Here is a 24896-nt window from a genome sequence, read left to right as displayed (position 1 = left end):
CACACGCGGAGACAAACCCCTCACCCGTCTCGCCGCTGCGCGGCGAGCCACCCTCTCCCACAAGGGGAGAGGGGAAGAGCCTTACTTCGGCAGCAGCGCCTTCAGCTTGTCCATGTCACGCACGTTCATCTTGAAGCCGCCGGGCATCACGATGTCGCCGGGCTTCTGGTCCGGCTTGCAGGCTCCCAGCCATTTCGCTTCGAGCTGCACGGTCGTGTCGCGGCCTGCCGCGCCGGCGGCGCCGCCTTGCGCGTGCGACGACGTCTTCACCGTATAGGCCGAATTGAAATCGCCGGTGATCTCAGCATGCGAAGTCGTGCTGATGCCGGCGACATTGCACTCGGAATCGCTGACATAGCCGGTCGCGGTCTTCTTGATGTCCTGCTTGGCGCAGATCTGCTTGGCCATCGGCGAGACGTTGTTGTTCATTTCCTTGTCGACGGTCTCGTCGGTGCAGTGCTGCATGGTCATCTCGGGCACCGGCGTGCCGGTCCGGACCATCTTCAATTCCCACAGCCCTGCCTTACGCACCGGCAGGTCGTCAGCGCGAGCGCTGCCTGCCGACAACACGAGGCAAAGGGCGGAGCCGAGCAAAGCGAGTTTGCGCGTCATGTGGGAAGTTCCCGGCTGAGAGGTAGCGGCGTGCGAAAGCGCCTCAGTAGAGCGTGCGGATCGGCTGGTCGGCGGCGCCATAGGGCACCCAGCGGCAGGAGAACGAGATGTAGCCGCCCTCATAGGCCTGCACCGCCAGGAATTTGGCGACTTTGCCATAGCGCGCGCAGTGATCGACCGCGACCTGCCGCGCATCGACCTGGGTTGCCATCGAATAGGCGATGATGCCGCCGGTGTCGTTGCCCTTGAACGGAGGCACCGGAAGCAGATCGGCATGCGCCGACTGGCTCGCCATCATACCCAAGGCAAGTAGGCCCGCGGCCGCAATGATTCGCATTCCCGTCACTCCGATTGGTTGGCGGCAGTTTACGGTGTCGGCGCGGCGGTGGAAAGAACGGATGGCCGGTCCAACGCAGCATTGCGGTCAACTCGTCGGCAAGTGTTGCCGCGCTGCACTTGACCTCCCCCGGCCTTCACGGCACCGTCCGACCCTTGCAGATCATGCTGTCTGGATCATCCATGCGCGCCTCGACCTTCCTGAAATCGCTCCGCTTTGCCGCCGTGCTCGGCCTCCTGTTCGGGGCGCTGTCGCTCGGCGAGGCCAGGGCCGCCAATCCGCTGGAGCTGAATTTCTGGCTGAGCGGGCCGCGCTATGACGGCAACGTCTCCGAGTGCGACAGGGCGCTGCCGACGATCGCGACCCAGTTCTGGGAGAAAGAAAGCGCGTTCTGGAATTCTTCGTTGAAGATCACCGGCTTCGCCGCAGTTCACGAGACCGCGTTCCGGCCTTGGGCATCCGACAACATCCCGCGCCGCTATTGCACCGGCGAGGCCATGCTCACGGACGGCAAGATGCGCAAGGTGCATTTCTCGATCGTGGAGGATGGCGGCTTCGCCGGCTACGGCCAAGGCGTCGAATGGTGCGTGGTCGGGCTCGACCGCAACTGGGCCTACAACCCGGCCTGCCGCGCCGCCAAACAGTAATTGAAACGTTCTGATCCGGACCGATCAGGCGGCCGAACGACGGTCACCCGCATTTTGTTCTTGAAATGTTCTTATCGCCTGCTAGGCTTGCCTGCACAGTCTAGTTGAGGGGCGTCGCCATGTTTCATTCCAGATTGCATTCGTTCTCCCGCCTGATGATCTCGCTAACGCTTGCGGCCGGGCTGGCTGCGCTGGCCCATGGCGCAAAGGCCCAGGACAAGCGGCAGAACACGCCCGGCGAATTCGATTTTTATGTGCTGTCACTGTCTTGGTCGCCCTCTTTCTGCGAGGAGGCGGCGGAGCGCGGCGGCCGCTCGCAGACCCAGTGCAGCGGACGGCCCTACGCTTTCGTGGTGCATGGTTTGTGGCCGCAATATGAGAGCGGATTTCCGGAATATTGCCAGCGGCCCTCGCCGCGGCTGAACCGCAGCATCGTCTCCTCCATGCTCGATCTGATGCCGGCGCCGGGGCTGATCTTCAATGAGTGGGACAAGCACGGCACCTGCTCGGGGCTCGCTGACCGCAGCTATTTCGAGACGATCCGCAAGGCGCGCGCCGCGATCAAGATTCCAGCCGAATATCTCGATCTATCGCAGGCCAAGACCGTGGCGCCGGCGGAGGTGGAGGAAGCCTTCATCAAGGCCAATCCGGGCCTCAGCAATGCCGCCGTCTCGATCACCTGCAACCGGACGCGGCTATCGGAAGTCCGCATCTGCCTCAGCAAGGACCTGCAATTCCGCGCCTGCGAGGAGATCGACCGCCGCGCCTGCCGCCGCGACCAGGTGACGATGCCGCCGATCCGGGGTGGCTAGCCCAGGCGTCGTGCCTCTTTGCTCGGGCCGTCACGTGGCGTAGTGCTCTTGCATGAATTACCGCCACGCCTTCCATGCCGGCAACTTCGCCGATGTCATCAAGCACATCGTGCTGACGCGCATCATCACCTATCTCCAGGACAAGCCGGGTGCGTTCCGCGTCATCGACACCCATGCCGGCGCTGGCCTCTACGATCTCGAAAGCGACGAAGCGCGCCGGGGCGGCGAGTGGCTGACGGGCATTGCGCGGCTGATGCAGGCGCGGTTGTCGAACGACGCCATGGCGCTGACCAAGCCCTATCTCGACATCGTCCGCGCCTTCAATCCGAAGGGCGAGCTCAAGGCCTATCCGGGCTCGCCGCTGATCGCACGCGGCCTCCTGAGGCCGCAGGACCGCCTCTTGCTCTGCGAGTTCGAGCCGAAGGCGCGCAAGGCGCTGATCGGCGTACTGCGCCGCGACGAACAGGCCCGCGTGGTCGACCTCGACGGCTGGATGGCGCTGCCGGCTTTCGTGCCGCCGAAGGAACGGCGTGGGCTCGTTCTGATCGACCCGCCCTTCGAGGCAAAGGACGAGTTCGAAAAGCTCGCAGAGGCCTTCTCGGCGGCTTTCGCGAAATGGCCGACCGGTATCTATGTAATCTGGTATCCCGCCAAGAGCCGACGCGCCACCGACACGCTGGTGCAATCAGTGGCGCGGCTCGCAGCCGCAGCAAAGCCGCCGGGAAAATGCCTGCGCCTCGAATTCAGCGTGGCGCCGCAAGCCGACGGCGCAGCCCTCACCTCCAGCGGGCTCTTGATCGTCAATCCGCCTTACACGCTGCACGGCGAACTCAAGACGATCCTGCCGGAGCTGGAAATGCCGCTCGGCCAGGGTGGCGCTGCCAGATTCCGATTGGAGGTGCCGAGACCGTAACACTCCGGCATTCTTGGGAAAAATATGCAGGAGCGGTAGTCAATCTGCAGAGAACCGTATTATGCTGTTGCGGTGACTGGCTTTACGTTCCGCTTCCGCGAATGGTTGCGGCGGAGTGAAGGCCTAAGAAAGATCCAGTCGGACCGAATGGTCTGCCGAAGGATGGCCAGCTCCCGGGCTTCGTAAGGCCCGGTCATGTCGTGACGCGCGTCTGCGTCACGACGGAGGAGCAATGAGGGGGAGTTTCCCGATGGCCATGACGGGAACGGTCAAGTTTTTCAACGGTGAGCGCGGCTACGGATTCATCAAACCGGACGACGGGGGCCGCGACGTCTTCGTACATATTACTGCTGTGGAGCGGGCCGGACTGAAGGACCTTGCCGAAGGACAGCGTATTACTTTCGAAGTCGAACCGGACAAGAAGGGCAAGGGGCCGAAGGCGGTCGATTTGGTCATCCTTCCCTAGCGAGCCAAGCGTCAAAAAAATCCCGGCCGCAAGCGGCCGGGAGGTTGGTCCGGTATTTTCTTCTTTAGCTATCAGAAGTGATAGTTCACGCCTGCGCGCACAACGCTGGCGCTATAGCCGTTTGACACGCCCGTAATCGCGAACTGACTCGTCGACAGATCGATATAGAGATATTCGAGCTTGGCGCTCCAGTTCGGCGCGAACATAACTTCCGCGCCGGCACCGATGGTCCAGCCGGCGCTGGTGTGCGACTCGGTCCAGCCGAACGTCTGCGCGCGCAGCTCGCCGAAGGCGAGGCCCGCCGTGCCGTAGAACAGCACGTTGCTGAAGGCGTAGCCGGCGCGGCCGCGCAAGGTGCCGAACCACGGATTGGAGAACTTCCACGGCGCGAAGGTGTCGTCGGCACCGGCGGCCTGGATGTCGCCCTCGACGCCGAACACCCATGGGCCGTTCTGGAAATTGTAGCCGGCCTGAACGCCGCCGACGAAGCCCGACGGTTTTGCGGGATTGTTGCTCACCGAACCCCATTCGTAGCCGAGATTGCCACCGAGATACGGACCGGCCCAGCTATAAGCATTGAGCGGCTGATTGACCGTGTAGGGCGCACGCTGCCCGTAATTGAGATCGGCGGCCTCTGCCGAAGCCGTCCAGCCGACCGCAGCCAACGCGGCTGCGCCCACAACGAGCCTCTTCATCACACACTCCAACGCAACTCCCGTCACCGCTGCGATGCCCGCGCCGCCGCGCGAGGCAAAACCGCATGGTTACGGAACCACCATTTTTCGCATAAGATTTATCGAGAGTTTTAAGTTAAAGGCCTGTTAAGCCGGGTTACCGAGCTGTTAACAGGCTTAAGCAAGCGTTACCGGGAACTGCGCCGCCATCCTGTGCGTGCCGCTCGGCCGGAACTTCAAATCGACACCCGCAGCGCTTAAATTCGCACCATGGTTCACGATTCCCCCGACAATCCGGACGACGCACGCGTACGCAAACCCGTGCGCGGCAAAGCACCCGACGTCCCGCCCCAGGAAACGGAAGCCGCGCCGCCGGACCTCGATCCCGCCACTGCGAATGGCGACGACGAGGACGATGCGCGGCTGCCGGACATCCTGGAAGAGAGCGGCACCGTCGGCGAAGAGCCGCTGGCGACCGGCCACGAGGCGATCGAACGCGCGGTGCGCCTCGCCCCCACCTCGCCCGGCGTCTACCGCATGCTCAATGCGAATGCCGACGTGCTCTATGTCGGCAAGGCCAAGAACGTCAAAAAGCGCCTGTCGAACTATGCGCGCCAGAGTGCGCCGCAGCCGGCGCGCATCCTGCGCATGATCGCCGCCACGGTGACCGTGGAAATCATCTCGACCCACACCGAGACCGAAGCCCTGCTGCTGGAGGCCAACCTCATCAAGCAGCTTCGGCCGCGCTTCAACGTGCAGCTGCGCGACGACAAGTCGTTTCCCTATATCCTGATCACGGGCGACCATTGGGCGCCGCAGATCCTGAAGCATCGCGGCGCGCAGACGCGGCCGGGTCGCTATTTCGGCCCGTTCGCCTCCGCCGGCGCCGTCAACCGCACCATCACCGCACTTCAGCGCGCGTTCCTGATCCGCTCCTGCACGGATTCCTTCTTCGAGAGTCGCTCGCGGCCCTGCCTGCTCTACCAGATCCGCCGTTGCGCCGGCCCCTGCACCCGCGAGATCGACTTCCCCGGCTACACGACCCTGGTGCGCGAGGCGAGCGACTTCCTGTCCGGCAGGAGCCATGCGGTGAAGCAGGAGCTTGCCGCGGAGATGGAGAAGGCCTCCGGCGAGCTCGAATTCGAGAGCGCCGCGCTCTACCGCGACCGCCTCGCTGCGCTGTCCGCGATCCAGTCGCAGCAGGGCATCAATCCGCGCACGGTGGAAGAAGCCGACGTGTTCGCCATCCACCAGGAGGGCGGCTTCTCCTGCGTCGAAGTGTTCTTCTTCCGCACCGGGCAGAACTGGGGCAACCGCGCCTATTTCCCGCGCGCGGAGAAGACATATACGCCGGAAGAGGTGCTCGGCTCCTTCCTCGCCCAGTTCTATGACGACAAGCCGCCGCCGAGGAATATCCTGCTCTCGCACGAGATCGAGGAGAGCGAGCTGCTTGCCAACGCGCTGTCGATCAAGGCGGGCCGCAAGGTCGAAGTGTCCATGCCGAAGCGCGGCGAGAAGAAGGAGCTCGTCACCCACGCGCTCACCAACGCGCGCGAGGCCCTGGGCCGCAAGCTCGCGGACACCGCGACGCAGAGCCGCCTGTTGGACGCCATGGCCACGACCCTGAGCCTGACGCATGCGCCGAAGCGGATCGAGGTCTACGACAACAGCCACATCCAGGGCACCAACGCAGTCGGCGCCATGATCGTCGCCGGCCCGGACGGTTTTGTGAAAAACCAGTATCGCAAGTTCAACATCAAGTCGGAGGGCCTGACGCCCGGCGACGATTACGGGATGATGCGCGAGGTGCTCGAACGCCGTTTCAAGCGCTTGATCAATCCACCCGAGGACAACGCGGCCAAAGCCAAGGACGACGACTTCCCGCAATGGCCCGATCTCGTGATCATCGATGGCGGCCGCGGCCAGCTCAACGCGGTCCGGGACATCTTTGCAAATCTCGGCCTGACCCAGGTGGCGCTGATGTCGGTGGCCAAGGGGCCGGACCGGGATGCCGGCCGCGAGACCCTGTTCATGCCGGAGCGCGAGGCGATCAAGCTGGAGCCGCGCGACCCCGTGCTCTATTTCATCCAGCGGCTGCGGGACGAGGCGCACCGTTTCGTCATCGGCTCGCACCGCAAGCTGCGCAAGAAGGACATCCGCGAGGCCGGCTTGCAGGAGATTCCTGGCATCGGTCCGTCACGCAAACGTGCCTTGCTGCATCATTTCGGAACCCTGAAGGAGATCGAACGGGCCTCGATCACCGATCTCGGTAAGGTTCCGGGGGTGAGCGCCGAGAGCGCCCGCAGGATTTTCGAGTATTTCCATCCCCAGCCGGGGTGAAATAAAAGGGGGGCCGCGGTCATATGGTCGTCGCATCCCGCACCCCATTTGGGGAGCGGAACGGTTGACCTTCAGGCTGCAGCGGTATTGGTAGGACGGATGAACATCGCCACGACACGAGGGACGACCAGCCGCGCGATGTCCCTCCCGAACATCCTGACCTACGGCCGGATCGCCGCGATCCCGGTCGTGGTCGGGTGCATCTACGCACAGTCGATCATGGACGGCCCGCTGTGGCTGCGCTGGGTCGCCGTCGCCATTTTTATCGCGGCTGCGGTCACCGATTACCTCGACGGCTATTACGCACGGATCTGGAATCAGCAATCGGCGTTCGGCCGCATGCTCGATCCGATCGCCGACAAGCTTCTGGTCGCCTCGTGCCTGCTGATGCTGGCCGCCGACGGCATCATTCACGGCTGGTCGCTGTGGGCCGCCATCGTGATCCTGTGCCGCGAGATCCTGGTCTCGGGCCTGCGCGAATATCTTGCCGCGCTGCGTGTCAGCGTGCCCGTGACCAAGCTTGCGAAGTGGAAGACGACGGTTCAGCTCATCGCCATCGGCTTCCTGCTGGCTGGTCCGGCCGGCGATGAGGTCGTGCCCATGGTCTCGATGATCGGGCTGGCGCTGCTCTGGGCCTCGGCGATCCTCACCATGTACACCGGCTACGACTATTTCGGCGCCGGCATCCATCACCTCATCAAGGAGGATGAGGGATGAAGGTGAAGTACTTCGCCTGGGTGCGCGAGCGCATCGGCAAGGCCGAGGAGACGATCGAGCCGCCTGCGACCGTGCGCACCGTGGAAGAGCTGATCGCCTGGCTGTCCGGCCAAGGCGAAGCCTACGCCTATGCGTTCGAGAAGCCGAAGGTGATCCGCACCGCGATCGACCATGCCCACGTCAAGTCGGACGCCGCGATCGCGGGCGCTCGCGAGATCGCGTTCTTCCCGCCGATGACCGGCGGCTAGGCCATGCCCGTCACCACCTGCCCCGTCACCATCCGTATCCAGCAAGACGATTTCGACATCGCACGCGAGATCGCGGTGCTGACCGGGAACCGCACCGACATCGGTGCGGTCGTGAGTTTTTCCGGCATCTGCCGCAGCGACGAAGACAGCGCGAAGATCGCCGCGCTCTCGCTGGAGCATTATCCCGGCATGGCCGAGGAAGAGATCAGGCGCCATGCCGACGAGGCCATCTCGCGCTGGCCTCTCAGCGGCGTCACGGTGATCCATCGCGTTGGCCGTTTCATGCCCGGCCAGAACATCGTGCTGGTGCTGACCGCCTCGCAGCACCGCCAGGCAGCGTTCCAGGCAGCCGAGTTCCTGATGGATTATCTCAAGACCAACGCGCCGTTCTGGAAGAAGGAAGAGAGCGCCACCGGCACCGACTGGGTCGAGGCCCAGGCCCGCGACGACGAAGCCGCCGCACGCTGGACCCGATCCTGATGGCAACAACATCCAAAAAGGCCGTGCGCGGCCGCGCCGCGCCAAAGCTCGCGAAAGTGGGCCCCGGCGAGCTTCTCACGCTGATCGATTTCGTCCGCTATGCGGTGAGCCGCTTCAATGAGGCCAAGCTCGCCTTTGCCCATGGCACGCCCGATCCGGTCGCGGAAGCGGCTTTCCTGGTCTGTGAAGCCCTGCATCTGCATCCCGAGCAGTTCGAGATTTTTGCCAACGCGCGCGTCACGACCGCCGAGGGCAGGACCATCATCGATCTCGTTCATCAGCGCGTCACCACGCGCAAACCGGCCGCGTATCTCGTCAACAAGATCTACATGCGCGGCCTGCCGTTTTATGTCGACGAGCGCGTCATCGTTCCGCGCTCCTTCATCGGTGAACTCTTGGAGTCGCATTTCGGCGGCGACGGCGAAGCCGGCTCGCTGATCGACGATTCCAGCGCCGTCGAGCGCGTGCTCGATCTCTGCACGGGATCGGGATGCCTCGCGATCCTCGCCGCGCATCATTTCCCGAACGCCACGATCGATGCCGTCGATATCTCGAAGGGCGCGATCGACGTCGCCAGACGAAATGTCGGCGAATACGGGCTCGATGGCCGGATCAGCCTGCATCGCGGCGACCTGTTCGCCCCACTCGGTAACACCAAATACGACCTGATCATCACCAACCCGCCTTATGTCGACGCCGAAGGCATGGCGGCGCTGCCGCCCGAGTGCCGGGCCGAGCCGAAGCTCGCCTTCGACGGCGGCGCCGACGGTCTCGATGTGGTGCGCCGGATCCTGCGCGATGCGCCCGGCCATTTGACGCCGCATGGCGGGCTGATCTGCGAGATCGGCCGCGGCCGCGAATTGGTTGACGAGGCCTTTCCTGAATTGCCGCTGCTCTGGCTCGACACCGAGGACTCCGAGGGCGAAGTGTTCTGGATCGCGGCAGCCGATCTCGGCTGATCCATCACGGCGGGCAGACCTCGTCGGAACAAGTCAAATACCGCCACGTTCATCCCCCGACGAATTTTCTCGCACTCGGAGGATAACTGCATGCTTGCGCCATCGGGCGAATTGCTGCGCGCCGGCGTCGCGCTCAAGCTCAACCATCTCAAGCGCGCCGCCCAGTCCTATGCCCGCGACCGGAGCAACCAGGCCACAGGGCGCATGACGTCGTACGCGGCTGCGGCCGGACTGCTCGCGGTTGCGGGCTTGTTCGTCGTCGCAGCCTTCTTCGTCGGCCTGATCGCCCTGTACCGCTGGATTGCAATCCATTACGGGCAATTCTGGGGGTTCGGCGCCGTCGGCGCTGTGCTCCTGGTCCTGGCCGCCGCCTGCGCCGGCGTGGCCATGGCCCAGATGAAGCGCAAGACCAAGCCGATCGTGCCGCTCGCCAGCCGCCTACGGGTGGCTATCGCCACCCCGCGCATCCCGCGCGGAACGGTGAAGGAGGCGGTGAAAGAGGTCGCGACGACAATTCCCCTGGCGCCGCTCGCGCCGGGCGAACGAGGACATGAGTCAGGACATGGCGGCAGCACGTGGCCGGCTCGGTCCAACCGGCCCGTGCAACTCGGGCTGATGCTCGCGGCCGTTGGGCTGGTCGGGATCACGGCCGCGCGCAGGCGGCGTCACGGCCACGGAGCGGATACCTGAAAATGCGTATGCGGCGCGCCGAGCAATTCGACAGCTGGCTGTTAGTCGCAGCCACGACCGTGTTCGTGCTCACCGCGGAACGGTATTTCCAGGATTCTGGCCTGATCCGGCCGGGACCTCCGCAAGACCACCGCAACGGCGAGGCGAATTCGCCGGAAACGAGCCCGACGGGCGCAGCCTCGCAGCCCGGCCGCGGCCGCCGCGCGAAAAGCCCGTTCGCGATCCCGTGGGCAGGCTGGAAGGACATCCTCTGGCGCACCTATCAGCGCATCGACGAGGATCGCCTGCTCGCGACCGCCGGCGGCGTCGTCTTTTTCGGACTGCTCGCGATCTTTCCCGCCATCACGGCGCTGGTTTCATTCTATGGCCTGTTCGCCGATCCCTCGACGATCAGTTCCAACCTGCAATCGCTCGCGATGATGCTGCCGGAGGGCGCGTTCCAGATCGTCGAGGACCAGGTGGCGCGCGTCGTGTCGAACGGCGGCGCGACCCTTGGTTTCACTTTCCTGTTTGGACTCGTGCTCGCGATCTGGAGCGCCAATGCCGGCGTCAAAGCCATCTTCGACGCCCTCAACGTCGCCTATGAGGAGCGTGAAAAGCGCAGCTTCATCCGGCTGAACACGGTCTCGCTGGCTTTCACGGTCGGTGGCATCGTTGCCCTGCTGCTGATGGTGGGCGCCGTCGTCGCCTTCCCGCTCGCGCTCAACCACCTCGGCATGGCGCCCGAAAGCAAGCTGATCGTGGCGCTGGCGCGATGGCCGGTGCTGTTCGTCATTCTCCTTGCGGCGCTCGCCGTCCTCTACCGCTTCGCGCCCAGCCGCGACGCCCCGCGCTGGCAATGGCTGAGCCCCGGTGCTGTGACGGCCGCGATCCTCTGGATCGGCGGCTCGGCGCTGCTGTCCTGGTATCTGTCCGAATTCGCAAATTACAACGCGACCTACGGCTCGCTCGGCGCTGCGATCGGCTTGATGATGTGGATGTGGATGTCGGCCATCGTCATCATGTTCGGGGCTGAGCTGAATTCGGAGATCGAACGGCAGACCTTGCGCGACACGACCACCGGGCCGCCCAAGCCGCTAGGCACCCGCGAGGCCGTCTCGGCCGACACGGTCGGCGCCGCGGCGCCGTCCTGACTCTGCGATTGGGCCGCTATCCCCTCGAATCAACAATGATGTTAAGGTCATGCCGCTTGGGGGGGCATGCGGCGTGACGGGTTCGAAACGCCACCCGTGTTTTCCCGGTCAGGCAGTCAGCTCTTGAGGCGTAACGCGCGGCATGATTCGTATTTCGACGATCTTCATCGCGATCTGCATGGTTCTGGTCGCCGCCTCGCTCGGGCTCCTGCTCTACGCGGTCGCCGGCATCAGCGGAACCGAATCCGCGATCGTGGCGCTGACGGCGCTGACCTTCCTGATCCTCTACAATGCAGTGTCGATGCGACTGCGCGACCGCAGCGACGTCGGCGGCCAGATCGCCGATCTTTCGCGCGGCACCGCCGACCTCGCCCGTCAGGTCGCCGAATTCGGCCGCCGGCTCGCCACGATCGAAGCACGCATCGCCTCTTCCAATTCGGCCAACTCCGACCGCATCCAGTCGGTGGTCGGCGAGATCAACGAACTCGGCGGACTGGTCAGGCAACTCGCCACCACCGTGTCGGCCCATGAGGATCTGATGGCCGGCAACGCGCCAGTGTCGGCCCCCGCGCCGGTCGCAAGGCAGGAGCCGGACGCGCCGCTCGACCTGATGGCCACGTTCGAGGAGGAACGGCCGGCTGCCCCGGCGCCCGCGCCGCCGCCAATGCGGCCGGCAGCACCGGCGATCCAGACCCAGACCGCCAATCCGGTTCAGACCGCCAACGGCCGCAACCAGACCCAATTGCTGGCGACGCTCCGCAACGCGATCGACGAGAACCGCATCGACATCTTCCTCCAGCCGATGGTGTCGCTGCCGCAGCGCAAGGTCCGGTTCTACGAGGCCGTGACGCGCCTGCGCGACGAGCGTGACCAGCTGGTCGCGGCCGAGGAGTTCATCAGCATCGCGGAGGCCTCCGGGTTGATCGGGCGCATCGACAACATGGTCATGCTGCGCTGCGTGCAGGTGCTGCGGCGCCTGATGGTACGCAACAAGGAAGTCGGCGTGTTCTGCAACGTCGCGGCTTCCACGCTCGGCAATTCCACGACCTTCGCGCAATACCTCGATTTCCTCGAAGCCAATCGGGCGCTGGCGCCCTCGCTGGTGCTGGAATTCAAGCAATCCACCTTCCGCAATCTCGGCCCGGCCGAAACCGAGAATCTCGCGGCGCTCGCCCAGCGCGGCTTCCGTTTCTCGATCGACCATGTCACCGATTTGCGCATCGAACCGCGCGAGCTCGCCGATCGCGGCGTGCGCTTCATCAAGGTGCCGGCCTCGCTCCTGCTCGACCCCAGGCAGGCTTCGGCCTCGGACATCCACCCGTCCGATCTCTCCGACCTGCTCGGCCGCTTCGGCATCGATCTGATCGCCGAGCGAATCGAGGGCGAGCGCGCCGTGATCGACCTGCTCGATTATGACGTGCGGTTCGGCCAGGGGTTCCTGTTCGCGCCGCCCCGGCCATTGCGGCCGGAGGGGTCATCTGCTACCGCCGCGCCGAACCAGGCACAGGACATTCAGGGATCCAATGGCTCCGGCATATCCAGCTCAGGCGCGACGTCGGCTGCGTCTGCGCCACAGCGCGTCACCGGCAACGCCGCGCTCGCGCGACGTATCTGATCGGCCGCACGCATCATGACCACACTGCATTTCGCCGAAAGCCTGCGTGAACTCGTGGCGGGCGTGGACGTCGTGCTCAGCGACATCTGGGGCGTGGTCCATAACGGTCTCGAATCCTTCCCCGAAGCCTGCGAGGCGCTGCACACCTACCGCAGCCGCGGCGGTACGGTCATCCTGATCACCAACGCGCCGCGCCCGGCCGACTCCGTGCAGCGGCAATTGCGCAAGCTCGGCGTCGCCGACGAGACCTATGACGCGATCGTGTCTTCAGGCGACCTGACGCGGCTCTATGTCGCCGACCATCCCGGCCGCAAGATGTTCTGGCTCGGCCCCGAGCGCGACAACTCGATCTATCGCGGCCTCGATGCGGTGACCGCGCCGCTGGAAGAGGCGGATTACATCGTCTGCACCGGCCTCTATGACGACGAGACCGAGACGGCGGAAGACTATCGCGGCATGATGCTGAAGGCGCGCGAGCGCAAGCTGACGCTGGTTTGTGCCAACCCCGACATCGTGGTGGAACGCGGCGACCGCCTGATCTATTGCGCCGGCGCGATCGCGGAGCTCTATCGCGAGCTCGGCGGCGAGGTGATCTTCTACGGCAAGCCGCACCGGCCGATCTACGAGCGCGCGATGGCGCTCGCCGGCGAACGCCAGGGCCACCAGATCGACCGCAAAAAGGTGCTCGCGATCGGCGATTCCGTCCGGACCGACCTCACCGGCGCGCGCGAGTTCGGCATCGATTGCCTGTTCGTGACCCGCGGCATCCATGCCGAGGAGTTCGAGGGTCTCGACCAGCTCGACCCGGCGTCGGTGCTGGAATTGTTCGGCCATCCCCCGAAGGCGCTGATGCGCGAACTGAAGTGGTAGCGAGTTGATCGTCATTCCCGGTTGATGTGGGGCGTCGATTCCGGAACGACGAACCCGACGCAGAAAGCCCGGGACAATCGCCCGGGCTTTCCGAATTCAACTGATGGCTTCGATCGCGCCTTACGCGCTCGCCATGTCCGGGAAGACCGCCTCGATCTTGGTCTTCAGCGTCGCCGCGTTGAACGGCTTGACGATGTAGTTGTTCACGCCGGCCTTCTTGGCCGCGATCACGTTCTCGGTCTTTGATTCGGCCGTGATCATGATGAAGGGCGTGGTGGCGAGGTTCGGATCCGCGCGCACTTCGCGCAGCAGGTCGTAACCCGTCATCGGCTCCATGTTCCAGTCGGAAATCACGAGCCCGTACTTCTTGCCACGCATCTTGTTCAGCGCTGCCGAACCGTCGCTTGCATCATCGATATTCTCGAAGCCAAGCTGCTTCAGGAGGTTCCTGATGATACGGATCATGGTGCTGTAGTCGTCAACCACCAGAACCGACATCGACAAATCAACCGCCATCTCGACTCCCCCAACGCAAACCCAGGAAATATTACGATCGGACCTGCCGGGCCGGAGCCCCGCGGTTCCACGCCCAAGGACTAGCACCAAGGCGTTAAACAGCGCGTTAACTGGGAACGCCCCCGGTGGACTGAAATCGCACTCGATGCGGCCGCCCCCTCCCGCTTGACTTCATCCGGCCCGTCGCGCCACGGTCCCGGCCGGTCCCGCCGGTTCGAGATTCCCCTGATGGCCCCGCATTTTACCGTTATCCGCGACACCACGCCGGACTCCGCCATTGCAAGGGGTGCCGTGGTCGCCATGGGCAATTTCGACGGCGTTCATCTCGGCCATCGCGCCGTAATCGCTGCGGCCCTGGAAATGGGCCGGCTACATGGCCGCCCTGCGCTGGCATTGACCTTCGAGCCGCATCCGCGCCGGTTTTTCAGCCCCAACACCCCGCAATTCCGCCTGACGGACGAGCGTGCCAAGCTGCGGCTTCTGGCCGGCACCGGACTTGACGGCGCCGTGGTCATGACCTTCGACAAGTCCCGCGCCGGGACCAGCGCGCAAGACTTCATTCACCACGACCTGATCGGGCGCCTGGGCATCGGCGGAATCGCCGTCGGCTACGACTTCCACTTCGGCAAGGGTCGGGTCGGCTCGCCGAGCCTCCTCGTCAACGAGGCGCCCCGGCTCGGCATCGAGGTCGACGTGCAGCCGCATGTCGATATCGACGAGCGGCCGGTCTCCTCCAGCGCGATCCGGATCGCGCTCGCCGAAGGCCAACTCGACGAGGCCACGGCCATGCTCGGCGCGCCCTGGTTCATCACCGGCGAGGTCATCCACGGCGAGAAGCGCGGCCGCGACCTCGGTTATCCCACCGCCAATATCCGCCTTGATGCCAATTGCGGCCTCAAGCACGGCATCTATGCGGTGCGGGTCGGCCGCGGCGTGGAGCGGCTGGACGGGGTGGCAAGCTTCGGCCGCCGCCCGACGTTCGATAATGGTGCGCCGCTGCTGGAAATCTTTCTGTTCGACTTCAAGGGGGATCTCTACGGGCAGACGCTCGACTGCGCCTTTATCGGCTTCATCCGCGAGGAGCTGAAATTCGAGGGCCTGGATGCCCTGATCCGCCAGATGGACAACGATTCCGCCCGCGCCCGCGCCATGCTCGCCGCCGCCCCGGACGCGTTTCCGCGGCTTGGCGTCATCGATTGAGGCCGGAAACCGGCCCGCCGAACCTTTTGCGCTTCCCCCGCCCCCCTGCTATGGAGAGCCCATGTTTGCGCGGCGCATCATAGGGATTAGCGGCCCGGCTTCCGCCTGAGCTTTCGGCTCGGCGCAAGACCGGGATGTCGTCGTTTCACCCGCGATTCCGCATCGCCATCCGTTCCCGCGCCCTTCCGAGCCAGTCAGCCTCATGTCCGACAAGCCACAAAAGTCCCAAAAATCCGAAGCCAAAGACTATTCGAAAACCCTGTTCCTGCCGCAGACCGAATTCCCGATGCGGGCCGGCCTGCCGCAGCGCGAGCCGGAGCTGCTGAAATACTGGAACGACATCGGCCTTTACGACAAGCTCCGCCAGGAAGCCCAGGGCCGCGCCAAATTCGTGCTGCATGACGGCCCGCCCTACGCCAATGGCAACATCCATATCGGGCACGCGCTGAACAAGATCCTCAAGGACGTCGTGACCAAGAGCCAGCAGATGCTCGGCTTCGACTCCAACTACGTGCCCGGTTGGGACTGCCACGGCCTGCCGATCGAATGGAAGATCGAGGAAGAGAACTACCGTTCCAAGGGCAAGCAGAAGCCCGACTTCCGCGACTCCGCTGCGATGGTGGCGTTCCGCAAGGAATGCCGCGCCTATGCGACACACTGGATCAACGTGCAGCGCGAGGAATTCAAGCGGCTCGGCATCATCGGCGACTGGGATCATCCCTATCAGACGATGAGCTATCCCGCCGAGGCGCAGATCGCCCGCGAGCTGATGAAGTTCGCCGCCAACGGCACCCTGTATCGCGGCTCCAAGCCGGTGATGTGGAGCGTGGTCGAGAAGACCGCACTCGCCGAGGCCGAGGTCGAGTACGAGGACTACACCTCCGACATGGTGTGGGTGAAGTTTCCCGTCACGTCCCCGGCACATGGTGCGCTCGCCAATGCATCGGTCGTGATCTGGACCACCACGCCCTGGACGCTGCCCGGCAACCGCGCGATCTCGTTCTCACCGAAGATCGCCTACGGCCTCTACAAGGTGACGGATGCGGCCGCGGACAATTGGGCAAAGACCGGCGATCTCCTGATCCTGGCCGATGCGCTTGCAGCAGAGGTGTTCAAGCAGGCGCGCGTCACGGCCTATGAGAAGCTGCGCGACATTCCCGGCGATACGCTGGACGCCGTGGAGTGCGCCCATCCCTTGCGCGGCCTCGATGGCGGTTACGCGTTTATCGTGCCGCTGCTCGCCGGCGAGCATGTCACCGACGATACCGGCACCGGTTTCGTGCACACCGCGCCGAGCCACGGCCGCGAGGATTTCGACGTCTGGATGGCCAATACCCGCGAGCTCGATGAGCGCGGCATCTCGACCGCGATCCCCTACACTGTCGACGAGAACGGCGCCTATACCGCGCAGGCCCCCGGCTTCACCGGCAAGCGCGTGCTCAACGACAAGGGCGAGAAGGGCGATGCCAATGAAGCCGTGATCAAGGCGTTGGTCGAGGCCGGCAAGCTGCTCGCGCGCGGCCGCCTCAAGCACCAGTACCCGCATTCCTGGCGATCGAAGAAGCCGGTGATCTTCCGCAACACGCCGCAATGGTTCATCGCGATGGACAAGGACATCAGCGAAGATGGCCACGCCAGGAAGGGCGATACGCTGCGGGCTCGCGCGCTGCATGCGATCTCGGTCACGCAATGGGTGCCGCCGTCGGGTGAGAACCGCATCAACGGCATGATCGCCAACCGTCCGGACTGGGTGATCTCGCGCCAGCGCGCCTGGGGCGTGCCGATCGCCGTGTTCGTGCGCGAGAACAGCGACGGTTCGGCCGAGATCCTGCAGGACGAGATCGTCAATCAGCGCATCACCGAGGCCTTCATGGAGGAAGGCGCCGACGCCTGGTACATGGACGGCGCCCGCGAGCGCTTCCTTGGATCCCGCGCGAAGGAAGACTGGAAGAAGATCGACGACATCTGCGACGTCTGGTTCGATTCCGGCTCCACACATGCCTTCGTGCTCGAGGATCGCCAGAACTTCCCGCAGCTCGGCAACATCGTTCGCAAGGTCGACGGCGGCGACGACACCGTGATGTATCTCGAAGGCAGCGATCAGCATCGCGGCTGGTTTCATTCGTCGCTGCTGGAAAGCGCGGGCACGCGGGGCCGCGCGCCCTATGACATCGTGCTCACCCACGGCTTCACGCTCGACGAGAACGGCCGCAAGATGTCGAAGTCGATCGGCAACACCGTCGAGCCTCAGAAGGTGATCAAGGATTCGGGCGCGGATATCCTGCGCCTCTGGGTCTGCGCCACCGACTATGCCGACGACCAGCGCATCGGCCCGGAGATCCTGAAGAACACCATCGAGACCTATCGCAAGCTGCGCAACACCGTGCGCTGGATGCTGGGAACGCTGGATCACTACAAGCCGGCCGACGCAGTCGCGCCCGCCGACATGCCCGAACTCGAACGGCTGATGCTGCACGAGCTCGCGGTCCGTGCTGCCGTCGTCCGCAAAGCCTATCAGGAGTTCGACTACAAGACCGTGGTCGCAACCTTGTCCGCGTTCCTGAACAGTGAGCTCTCCGCGTTCTATTTCGACATCCGCAAGGACACGCTGTATTGCGATCCGCCGTCCTCGCTGACGCGCAAGGCGGCGCTGACCACGATCGACCTGTTGTGCAGCTCGATCCTGAAATGGCTGGCGCCGATCCTCAGCTTCACCGCGGAGGAAGCCTGGCGCATGTACAGGCCCGACGCCGAGCCCTCGGTGCACCTGACGCAGTTTCCCGACGACCTCGAAAGCCTGCGCGACGACAAGCTCGCCGCGAAGTGGGAAGCGATCCGCAACGTCCGCCGTGTCGTCACCGGTGCGCTGGAGCTCGAACGCGCCGCCAAGAACATCGGCTCGTCGCTGGAGGCATCGCCGGTCATCTATGTCGCCGACCGCGACATGCTTGCGACGTTGTTCGACACCGACCTCGCCGAGATCTGCATCACCTCGAATTACGAGGTGCGCGAGGGCGAGGCGCCGGCTTCCGCATTCCGTCTCGATGCCGTTCCAGGCGTCGCTGTCGTGGTGGAGAAGGCGGTCGGCACCAAATGCGCCCGTTCCTGGAAGATTTCGCCGGCGGTGGGTGAGGACCCCGAATACCCCGACGTCACCCCGCGAGATGCCCAGGCGCTGCGCGAATGGAAGGCGCTGGGGGTCAGCATCTAGGTCTCACCGTCGTCCTCGCGAAAGCCAGGACCCATTCCACGGCCGCCAATTGCGACGAAGGCTGATGACCACAAGTCTTTCAAACAACGACCGCCTCGGAGTGTGGGTCCTGGCTTTCGCCAGGACGACGACGGAGCGTGTTGTGGCGGACTGCCCATGACCCCGCTCCGCGCCGGCATCCTCGCGGCCCTGCTCACGCTCGTGGCCGACCAGGCTTCAAAGCTCTGGCTGCTGAACGTGTTCGACCTCGCCCGTCGCGGCGCGGTCGAGGTGACCCCGTTCTTCGACCTGGTGCTGGCCTGGAACATCGGCATCAGCTTCGGCTGGCTCCAGAATGACGGTCAGGCGGCGCAAATGGCGCTGATGGCCGTCAAGGTCCTCGCGGTGGTTGCGCTGGCGATCTGGATGGCCCGCTCCCACACCCTGCTGGCAACCATCGCGCTCGGCCTGATCATTGGCGGCGCCATCGGCAACGGCATCGACCGCCTGGCCTATGGCGCGGTGGTCGATTTCGTCCTGTTTCACGTCGAGATCGGCGGAAATACCTATAATTGGTACGTGTTCAACCTCGCGGACGTGGCCATCGTTGCTGGCGTGGCGGCGCTATTGTATGATTCCTTCCTGGGGGTACCCGCCGCAAAAGCGCCCTGATCCCGGCCGATACGGACCGGCAGGCGGAACCTTGCTTTTGCGAGGGATTATGCCGCGCGAGAGCGGCAAACTGCCACATTTTGGAACAGGTACAGTGATGCGCAGCTCGAAGACCAGCGGTTCGATGGTTGAAGACCCCCGGCAGGGGCTCTGGCGCGCGTTGAAATTGTCCGCTGTCGCGCTCGGCATCGGTCTCGTCATGTCGGCTGGCGCCGCCCGCGCCGGTGACGACGGCGAGGACGACGACGACATGACCTTCGAAGAGAAGCTCATCGACAATCTGATGTCGGGCATCGGCGCCAAGAGCATGGAGAAGAAGGGTATCGAATACCGCGAGCGGTCGCCGCTGGTGGTGCCGCCCAAGCTCGACCTGCCGCCGCCCGCCGGCGTTGAAGCCAAGAACGCGCCGAACTGGCCGAAGGACCCTGACGAGAGACGCCGCAAGGAGGCCATCGCGCAGCGGAAGAAGGCCGTCAAGGCCACGGAGAGCTGGCAGGCAGGCCGGGCGTTGTCGCCCGCCGAGATGGAGGTCGGCAGGACAGCCGCACCCGAGCGCACGAGCAATGATCCTATTCAGCCGGGCACCAACGGCAATCCGTCGCTCAGCCCGGCCCAGCTCGGTTTCACCGGCGGTCTGTGGGGCATGATGTCGAACAACAAAGGCGAGGCCAAGCAATTCACGACCGAGCCGCCGCGCCAGTCACTGGTCGAGCCGCCGCCCGGCTACCAGACGCCGTCTCCGAGCTACGCCTATGGCGCCGGAGAGGACAAGACACGGCGGACCTATTTCGACATCATGTCCGGCAAGGACAAGGAACAATAGCCTCCTGTCCCTTTGCGACATCCCGACAGACGCGGTCCCGCGCCGGCGGCTCGTGCGCGCCGGACGCGGTCTTTAATTGCTTATCAGTAACTTGCGCCCGAGTTGAGTTCTCTGCTTCGTGACGCGAAGCGTTTGCCGCACGGTGTACCATGCCGTGCCTCCGAGCCGGACATCCGGGCTCGGCCTTTCATAAGGATCATGATGTCCTCTTACCGATCGGCTGCCCGCCTCCTTGCCGCGCTGCTTTCGACGAGTGTCCTCACGGCCGGCGCATCCCTTGCGCAGACCACGGTGACATCGGCTCCGCCCGCCAGCTTCACGCTCGGAAACGGCATGCAGGTCGTGGTGATTCCGGACCATCGCACGCCCGTCGTCACTGAAATGATCTGGTACAAGGTCGGCTCGGCGGACGAGACGCCGGGCAAGTCCGGGCTCGCGCACTTCCTCGAGCACCTGATGTTCAAGGGCACATCGAAGCATCCGGTCGGCGAATTCTCCCAGACCGTGCTCCGCGTCGGCGGCAACGAGAACGCCTCGACCTCGGTGGACTACACCAATTATTACCAGCGGGTGCCGAAAGAGCAGCTGCCGAAGATGATGGAGTTCGAGGCCGACCGCATGACCGGCCTGATCCTCAAGGACGAGAACGTGCTGCCGGAGCGTGACGTCGTGCTCGAAGAGTACAACATGCGCGTCGCCAACAATCCGGACGCGCGGCTGAACGAGCAGATCATGGCCGCGCTCTATCTCAACCATCCCTACGGCCGGCCGGTGATCGGCTGGCACCAGGAGATCGAGAAACTCGATCGCGAGGATGCGCTCGCCTTCTACCGCCGCTTCTATGCGCCGAACAACGCGACCCTCGTGATCGCCGGCGACGTCGAGCCCGCCGACATCCGCCCGCTGGTCGAGCGCAATTTCGGGTCCATCCCGGCCCAGCCCGCAATCCCGGCGCGGCGCGTCCGCCCGCAGGAGCCGGAGCCCGCGGCGCCGCGCACCGTGACCCTCGCCGATCCGCGCGTCGAGCAACCCGGCCTGCGACGCTATTACCTGGTGCCCTCGGCGACCACGGCTGCGGCCGGCGAAAGCGCGGCCCTCGACGTGCTGGCGCAGCTGATGGGCAGCGGCAGCAATTCCTATCTCTACCGTGCGCTCGTGGTCGACAAGCCGCTCGCGGTCTCCGCCAGCGCCAGCTATTCGAGCATCTCGCTCGACCCGACCCAGTTCGCGATCTCGGCTTCGCCCAAATCCGGCGTCAGCTTCGCCGAGGTCGAGCAGGTGGTCGATGGCGTCATCGCCGATATCGCGCAGAATCCGATCCGCGCCGAGGATCTCGAGCGGGTCAAGACCCAGCTCATCGCCGAGGCTATCTACGCCCAGGACAATCAGGCGGTGCTGGCGCGCTGGTATGGCGGGGCATTGACCACGGGCCTGTCGATCGAGGACATCCGGAGCTGGCCCGATCGCATCCGCGCGGTCACCGCCGAGCAGGTCCGCACCGTCGCGCAGAAATGGCTCGAGAAGAAGCGCTCGGTGACGGGCTATCTGATCAAGGACACCGGCGCCGCCAAGCGCGAGGAGAAGCGTTCGTGACCTATCCCTTCCTTCGACGTGTCACATTCTCCCTGGTCACCGGCGCGGCACTCGCGCTCGCGACCGTTTCGCCGTCGCAGGCGGCAGCAAAGATCCAGCATTTGACCTCGCCGGGCGGCATCGAGGCCTGGTTTGTGCAGGATGCGACCGTGCCGCTGATCGCCATGGAATATTCCTTTGCCGGCGGCTCGGCACAGGATCCCAAGGACAAGTCGGGCGTCGCCAATCTGGTCGGCGATCTCCTCGACGAAGGCTCCGGCGATCTCGATTCCAAGACCTTCCATGAGCGGCTCGACCGCCGCGCCATCGAGCTCTCCTTCAGCGCCACCCGCGACACCTTCCGCGGCAGCCTGCGCATGCTGCGCGACAACAAGGACGAGGCCTTCGACCTGCTGCGGAGCGCGCTGACCTCGCCGCATTTCGAAACGGCCGATGTCGAGCGCATCCGCTCGCAGGTGATCTCGGGCCTGCGCCGCGAGACCACCAACCCGACCTCGCTGGCGAGCCGCAAATTCCTGGAGGTCGCCTTCGGCGATCATCCCTACGGCCGGCAGTCCAACGGCAACCTCGACAGCGTTCCGACCATCACGGTTGCCGACATGAAGGATTATGTCGGCCGCGTGCTCGCCAAGGATACGCTCAAGATCGCAGTGGTTGGCGATGTCGATCCAGCCACGCTCGGCAAGCTGCTCGATCACACTTTTGGTGGCCTGCCCGCCAAGGCCAATCTCGCGCCCGTCCCCGACGTCGAGGCCGCCAAGCCGCCGCAACGCGCGTTCGTGACGCTCGATGTGCCCCAGACCGTGATCACCTTCGGCGGCCCCGGAGTGAAGCGCAGCGATCCGAACTTCATGGCTGCCTATGTTGTCAACCACATCCTCGGCGGCGGCGGGTTGTCCTCGCGGCTCTATCGCGAGGTGCGCGAGAAGCGCGGGCTGGCCTATTCGGTGTTCGAATCGCTGCTCTGGATGGAGCATTCGGCGGTCTTCATCGGCAATACCGGCACCCGCGCCGACCGTGCCGGCGACACCATCGACGCCATCGACAAGGAAGTGCGCCGGATCGCCGAGGAAGGCCCGACGCAGAAGGAGCTCGACGAGGCCAAGTCCTACCTCAAGGGCTCGCAGATGCTGGCGCTCGACACCTCCTCGAAGCTCGCGCAGGCGCTGCTGCAATATCAACAGGACAAGCTGCCGATCGACTATATCGAGAAGCGCAACGCCGTCGTGGATGCGGTCACCATGGACGACGCCAAGGCGGCCGCAAAGCGCCTCTGGGGCCAGGGCCTCCTGACCGTCGTCGTCGGCCGCGCTCCGCAGGCCGCGGCGCAACCGGCAGCCGCACCGGCGACGAAGTCGAACTGACGTCTTCCATACCCTTCTGAAATGGCCGGGCTCGCCCGGCCATTTGCATTTGGGGGCGCCATTGCCGAACTTGGGCGTCCGGGATATGTCCGGGCATCACGAATGGTGCCACCATGCTGCGGATATCCCGCGATCTTGTCATCGACGAGGACGACATCGAGATCGGCTTTGTCCGCGCCTCCGGCCCGGGCGGGCAGAACGTCAACAAGGTCGCGACCTCGGCGCAATTGCGCTTCGACACCCGGAAGCTGACGCTTCCGGAGGATGCCGCGTTGCGCCTCGCCCGGCTCGCAGGGCAGCGCATGACCAAGGACGGCGTCATCGTGATCCAGGCCCAACGCTTCCGCACCCAGGAGCGCAACCGCCAGGACGCCATCGACCGCCTTACGGAGATGCTCGGCGAAGCCATGATCCGGCCGAAGCCGCGGCGCGCGACAAAGCCGACCTTTGGCTCCAAGCAGCGCCGGCTCGAGGGCAAGAAACACCGCAGCGACATCAAGTCGAAGCGCGGGCGCGGTTTCGACGACTAGCAGAGACTGCAAAAGAACTCCGGCCGCAGGGCGACCGGAGTTCTGCCGTCTCACTCCATTGGCTAGTAGCGCTTGCCCGTGGCTGCACCGCCCGTCGCGGAATCGTCGGCGGTCCCTTTGTGTGCAGCACTGCCCGTGGTGCCAACCGTGCCCCTGGTGCCCTTCGTCGGCTTCATGCCCGTCGACTCGCCCGCCGCGCCCGGCTGGGCGCTCATCTCCTCGTCGCCGCTGCCCATTGTGCTGCCTTGCATCGGTTTGCTTTGCACGGTGCCGCTAGGCCTCGCGCCAGACGACGTACCTTGCGCGAGAACCGGTGTCACAATGAGAGCCGAGACGGCGCATGCGATTGCGGAGGTCTTCACCAACTTCATCCATTTCTCCTGGATTTTCGCGATGATCGGTTCGGCGGCTTGATGCGCCGTCCGTCTGAGCCGAACCAGTCCATCGCGTTACGAGCTCGAACGGCGCGACCGCAATGCAACCTGTCTCGTGTGGTGATCGTTTAGGGATTTGACGGCGGTTTCGCGGAATTGTCCTCCGCATATACGGCAGCGCGGAACAACGCACCCGCGTGCACCTCCGCACGCAGCGAAACAGCCCGCTACTACCACCGCATGTTTTGCCGCGCCTAGAGTTTGCGCACGCTGAATTGACGTCGACGGGCGGACTTTTGACGATGCGCGCGATCGTGCTGGGATTGTGCACCGCGGTGGTGCTGGTGGTGCGGGTGGCCGAGGCGCAGATGCCCTTGCCGGCTGCAAAGCCGCCGGATGGCGCAACACTGTTCAAGCAGCAATGCGCGGTGTGCCACACCACGAACCTGTCAGAACCGGTGCGGCAGGGTCCGCCGCTGGTCGGGATCGTCGGGCGGCCCGCCGGCAAGGTCGAAGGCTTTCACTATTCAGAGCCCCTCGCAAAAGCAGCCTTCGCCTGGGACGAGACGAAGCTCGACGCATGGCTGACCAATCCGCAAGCCGTGATTCCCGGCGTGGTCATGGTCTACCGGCAGGCGAAGCCGGAGACGCGCGCCGCCATCATCGCCTTTCTTAAGGAGCAGAACTGAGTGGCAAAGCCGGTCCATTCCATGATCCGCGCACTCGACGAGGCGCGCTCGCTCGACTTCTACAGACGGGCCTTTGGCCTGGAAGTCACCGACCGTCTGAAGTTCGCAGACTTTGCCCTGATCTATCTGCGTCACCCCTCCTCACCCTTCGAGTTGGAGCTGACGGTCAATTTCGATCGCAAGGAGTCGTATGCGCTCGGCGACGGCTACGGACATCTCGCCGTGGTGGTCGAGGATCTCGATGCCGAACATGCCCGCTTCGAGCGTGAGAAGCTCGCACCGGGTCCGCTGCGCGACTTCAAGCACGACGGCAAAACGCTGGCGCGCTTCTTCTTCGTCAGCGATCCCGACGGCTACAAGATCGAGGTGATCCAGCGCGGCGGACGTTTCAACTGATCGAACCACAAAATCAAAATCATAATAATCAAAGGA

At 64.6% G+C, this 24896-nt stretch carries 27 protein-coding genes; 22 read left to right on the top strand and 5 right to left on the bottom strand.

The genetic code is table 11. The features are described 5' to 3' along the window. Nucleotides 1-81 precede the first annotated feature (81 nt). Together BcanWU425_RS07065 and BcanWU425_RS07060 are read right to left on the bottom strand one after the other, a co-directional pair. Nucleotides 82-612: a DUF3617 domain-containing protein gene (locus BcanWU425_RS07065; RefSeq protein WP_018453500.1), complete on the bottom strand. Its 531-nt coding sequence runs from the start codon at nt 610-612 to the stop codon at nt 82-84. 43 nt (nt 613-655) lie between these two features. Next, the gene (locus BcanWU425_RS07060) at nt 656-949 is read right to left on the bottom strand and encodes a hypothetical protein (RefSeq protein ID WP_026232542.1); all 294 of its coding nucleotides are present in this window, start codon (nt 947-949) and stop codon (nt 656-658) included. Between the two features lie 182 nt (nt 950-1131). Here BcanWU425_RS07060 and BcanWU425_RS07055 point away from each other — a divergent pair, with 182 nt between their 5' ends. From BcanWU425_RS07055 to BcanWU425_RS07040, 4 genes are all read left to right on the top strand, one after another. Then, nucleotides 1132-1596, top strand: a complete 465-nt coding sequence (locus BcanWU425_RS07055; protein ID WP_018453498.1) for a hypothetical protein — start codon at nt 1132-1134, stop codon at nt 1594-1596. 119 nt (nt 1597-1715) lie between these two features. Continuing rightward, nucleotides 1716-2408 (top strand): ribonuclease T2 family protein, encoded by a 693-nt coding sequence (locus tag BcanWU425_RS07050; protein WP_085350075.1) that lies wholly within the window; start codon nt 1716-1718, stop codon nt 2406-2408. Nucleotides 2409-2460: 52 nt separating this feature from the next. Next, nucleotides 2461-3321, top strand: coding sequence for a 23S rRNA (adenine(2030)-N(6))-methyltransferase RlmJ (locus tag BcanWU425_RS07045; RefSeq protein WP_204512373.1), 861 nt, complete (start codon nt 2461-2463; stop codon nt 3319-3321). A gap of 250 nt (nt 3322-3571) precedes the next feature. Continuing rightward, a complete protein-coding gene (locus BcanWU425_RS07040) occupies nt 3572-3787 on the top strand; it encodes a cold-shock protein (protein ID WP_007614865.1) in 216 nt (71 codons plus the stop codon). 71 nt (nt 3788-3858) lie between these two features. On the opposite strand, the gene BcanWU425_RS07035 is transcribed toward BcanWU425_RS07040, so the two are convergent. Next, nucleotides 3859-4482: an outer membrane protein gene (locus BcanWU425_RS07035; protein WP_085383808.1), complete on the bottom strand. Its 624-nt coding sequence runs from the start codon at nt 4480-4482 to the stop codon at nt 3859-3861. A gap of 249 nt (nt 4483-4731) precedes the next feature. Between BcanWU425_RS07035 and uvrC the strand changes: the two genes are divergently transcribed. The 9 genes from uvrC to BcanWU425_RS06990 all read left to right on the top strand — a co-directional run bounded on the left by uvrC (nt 4732) and on the right by BcanWU425_RS06990 (nt 13513). Further along, complete coding sequence (gene uvrC / locus BcanWU425_RS07030) at nt 4732-6801, top strand: excinuclease ABC subunit UvrC (RefSeq protein WP_204512374.1); 2070 nt, start codon at nt 4732-4734, stop codon at nt 6799-6801. A 99-nt stretch (nt 6802-6900) separates the two neighbouring features. Continuing rightward, nucleotides 6901-7518: a CDP-diacylglycerol--glycerol-3-phosphate 3-phosphatidyltransferase gene (gene pgsA, locus BcanWU425_RS07025; protein WP_007596859.1), complete on the top strand. Its 618-nt coding sequence runs from the start codon at nt 6901-6903 to the stop codon at nt 7516-7518. Further along, nucleotides 7515-7766: a molybdopterin converting factor subunit 1 gene (gene moaD / locus BcanWU425_RS07020; protein ID WP_018453492.1), complete on the top strand. Its 252-nt coding sequence runs from the start codon at nt 7515-7517 to the stop codon at nt 7764-7766. The genes pgsA and moaD overlap by 4 nt, the downstream gene beginning before the upstream one ends. A 3-nt stretch (nt 7767-7769) precedes the next feature. Beyond that, nucleotides 7770-8246: a molybdenum cofactor biosynthesis protein MoaE gene (locus BcanWU425_RS07015; protein WP_204512375.1), complete on the top strand. Its 477-nt coding sequence runs from the start codon at nt 7770-7772 to the stop codon at nt 8244-8246. Continuing rightward, nucleotides 8246-9205, top strand: coding sequence for a 50S ribosomal protein L3 N(5)-glutamine methyltransferase (gene prmB, locus BcanWU425_RS07010; protein ID WP_204512376.1), 960 nt, complete (start codon nt 8246-8248; stop codon nt 9203-9205). The genes BcanWU425_RS07015 and prmB overlap by 1 nt, the downstream gene beginning before the upstream one ends. 90 nt (nt 9206-9295) lie before the next feature. Then, entirely contained in the window at nt 9296-9895 is a 600-nt protein-coding gene (locus BcanWU425_RS07005) for a hypothetical protein (RefSeq protein WP_018453489.1), read from the top strand. A 2-nt stretch (nt 9896-9897) separates the two neighbouring features. Then, nucleotides 9898-11028: a YihY/virulence factor BrkB family protein gene (locus tag BcanWU425_RS07000; RefSeq protein ID WP_204512378.1), complete on the top strand. Its 1131-nt coding sequence runs from the start codon at nt 9898-9900 to the stop codon at nt 11026-11028. 142 nt (nt 11029-11170) lie between these two features. Continuing rightward, complete coding sequence (locus BcanWU425_RS06995; RefSeq protein WP_018453487.1) at nt 11171-12643, top strand: EAL domain-containing protein; 1473 nt, start codon at nt 11171-11173, stop codon at nt 12641-12643. Between the two features lie 15 nt (nt 12644-12658). Continuing rightward, nucleotides 12659-13513, top strand: a complete 855-nt coding sequence (locus tag BcanWU425_RS06990) for a TIGR01459 family HAD-type hydrolase (RefSeq protein ID WP_018453486.1) — start codon at nt 12659-12661, stop codon at nt 13511-13513. A gap of 120 nt (nt 13514-13633) precedes the next feature. Here BcanWU425_RS06990 and BcanWU425_RS06985 read toward each other — a convergent pair whose 3' ends face one another. Continuing rightward, on the bottom strand, nt 13634-14029 hold the full coding sequence (locus BcanWU425_RS06985) for a response regulator (protein ID WP_007596883.1): 396 nt from the start codon (nt 14027-14029) through the stop codon (nt 13634-13636). Between the two features lie 228 nt (nt 14030-14257). Here BcanWU425_RS06985 and BcanWU425_RS06980 point away from each other — a divergent pair, with 228 nt between their 5' ends. The 7 genes from BcanWU425_RS06980 to arfB all read left to right on the top strand — a co-directional run bounded on the left by BcanWU425_RS06980 (nt 14258) and on the right by arfB (nt 23401). Next, entirely contained in the window at nt 14258-15229 is a 972-nt protein-coding gene (locus BcanWU425_RS06980) for a bifunctional riboflavin kinase/FAD synthetase (RefSeq protein WP_204512379.1), read from the top strand. Between the two features lie 202 nt (nt 15230-15431). After that, nucleotides 15432-18440, top strand: coding sequence for an isoleucine--tRNA ligase (gene ileS, locus BcanWU425_RS06975; protein ID WP_085350081.1), 3009 nt, complete (start codon nt 15432-15434; stop codon nt 18438-18440). Between the two features lie 156 nt (nt 18441-18596). Further along, nucleotides 18597-19091 (top strand): signal peptidase II, encoded by a 495-nt coding sequence (gene lspA, locus BcanWU425_RS06970; RefSeq protein WP_204512380.1) that lies wholly within the window; start codon nt 18597-18599, stop codon nt 19089-19091. A 97-nt stretch (nt 19092-19188) separates the two neighbouring features. Further along, the gene (locus BcanWU425_RS06965) at nt 19189-19914 is read left to right on the top strand and encodes a hypothetical protein (RefSeq protein ID WP_085383811.1); all 726 of its coding nucleotides are present in this window, start codon (nt 19189-19191) and stop codon (nt 19912-19914) included. 198 nt (nt 19915-20112) lie between these two features. Continuing rightward, nucleotides 20113-21507, top strand: coding sequence for a M16 family metallopeptidase (locus BcanWU425_RS06960; RefSeq protein WP_198957602.1), 1395 nt, complete (start codon nt 20113-20115; stop codon nt 21505-21507). Then, the gene (locus BcanWU425_RS06955; RefSeq protein ID WP_085383812.1) at nt 21504-22871 is read left to right on the top strand and encodes a M16 family metallopeptidase; all 1368 of its coding nucleotides are present in this window, start codon (nt 21504-21506) and stop codon (nt 22869-22871) included. Before BcanWU425_RS06960 ends, BcanWU425_RS06955 begins: the two co-directional genes overlap by 4 nt. Nucleotides 22872-22984: 113 nt before the next feature. Beyond that, complete coding sequence (gene arfB, locus BcanWU425_RS06950) at nt 22985-23401, top strand: alternative ribosome rescue aminoacyl-tRNA hydrolase ArfB (RefSeq protein ID WP_018453479.1); 417 nt, start codon at nt 22985-22987, stop codon at nt 23399-23401. A 62-nt stretch (nt 23402-23463) separates the two neighbouring features. Here arfB and BcanWU425_RS06945 read toward each other — a convergent pair whose 3' ends face one another. After that, nucleotides 23464-23772: a hypothetical protein gene (locus BcanWU425_RS06945; RefSeq protein WP_085358069.1), complete on the bottom strand. Its 309-nt coding sequence runs from the start codon at nt 23770-23772 to the stop codon at nt 23464-23466. Nucleotides 23773-24077: 305 nt separating this feature from the next. Here BcanWU425_RS06945 and BcanWU425_RS06940 point away from each other — a divergent pair, with 305 nt between their 5' ends. Beyond that, nucleotides 24078-24464 carry a c-type cytochrome gene (locus BcanWU425_RS06940; RefSeq protein ID WP_018453476.1) on the top strand — a complete coding sequence of 129 codons (387 nt, stop codon included), beginning with the start codon at nt 24078-24080 and terminating at the stop codon, nt 24462-24464. Next, nucleotides 24465-24860, top strand: a complete 396-nt coding sequence (locus tag BcanWU425_RS06935; protein WP_018453475.1) for a VOC family protein — start codon at nt 24465-24467, stop codon at nt 24858-24860. Nucleotides 24861-24896: the final 36 nt, after the last annotated feature.

The organism is Bradyrhizobium sp. WU425, from assembly GCF_021052305.1.
Classification (GTDB): domain Bacteria; phylum Pseudomonadota; class Alphaproteobacteria; order Rhizobiales; family Xanthobacteraceae; genus Bradyrhizobium; species Bradyrhizobium canariense_D.
This window is presented reverse-complemented; position numbering and strand designations above follow the sequence as displayed.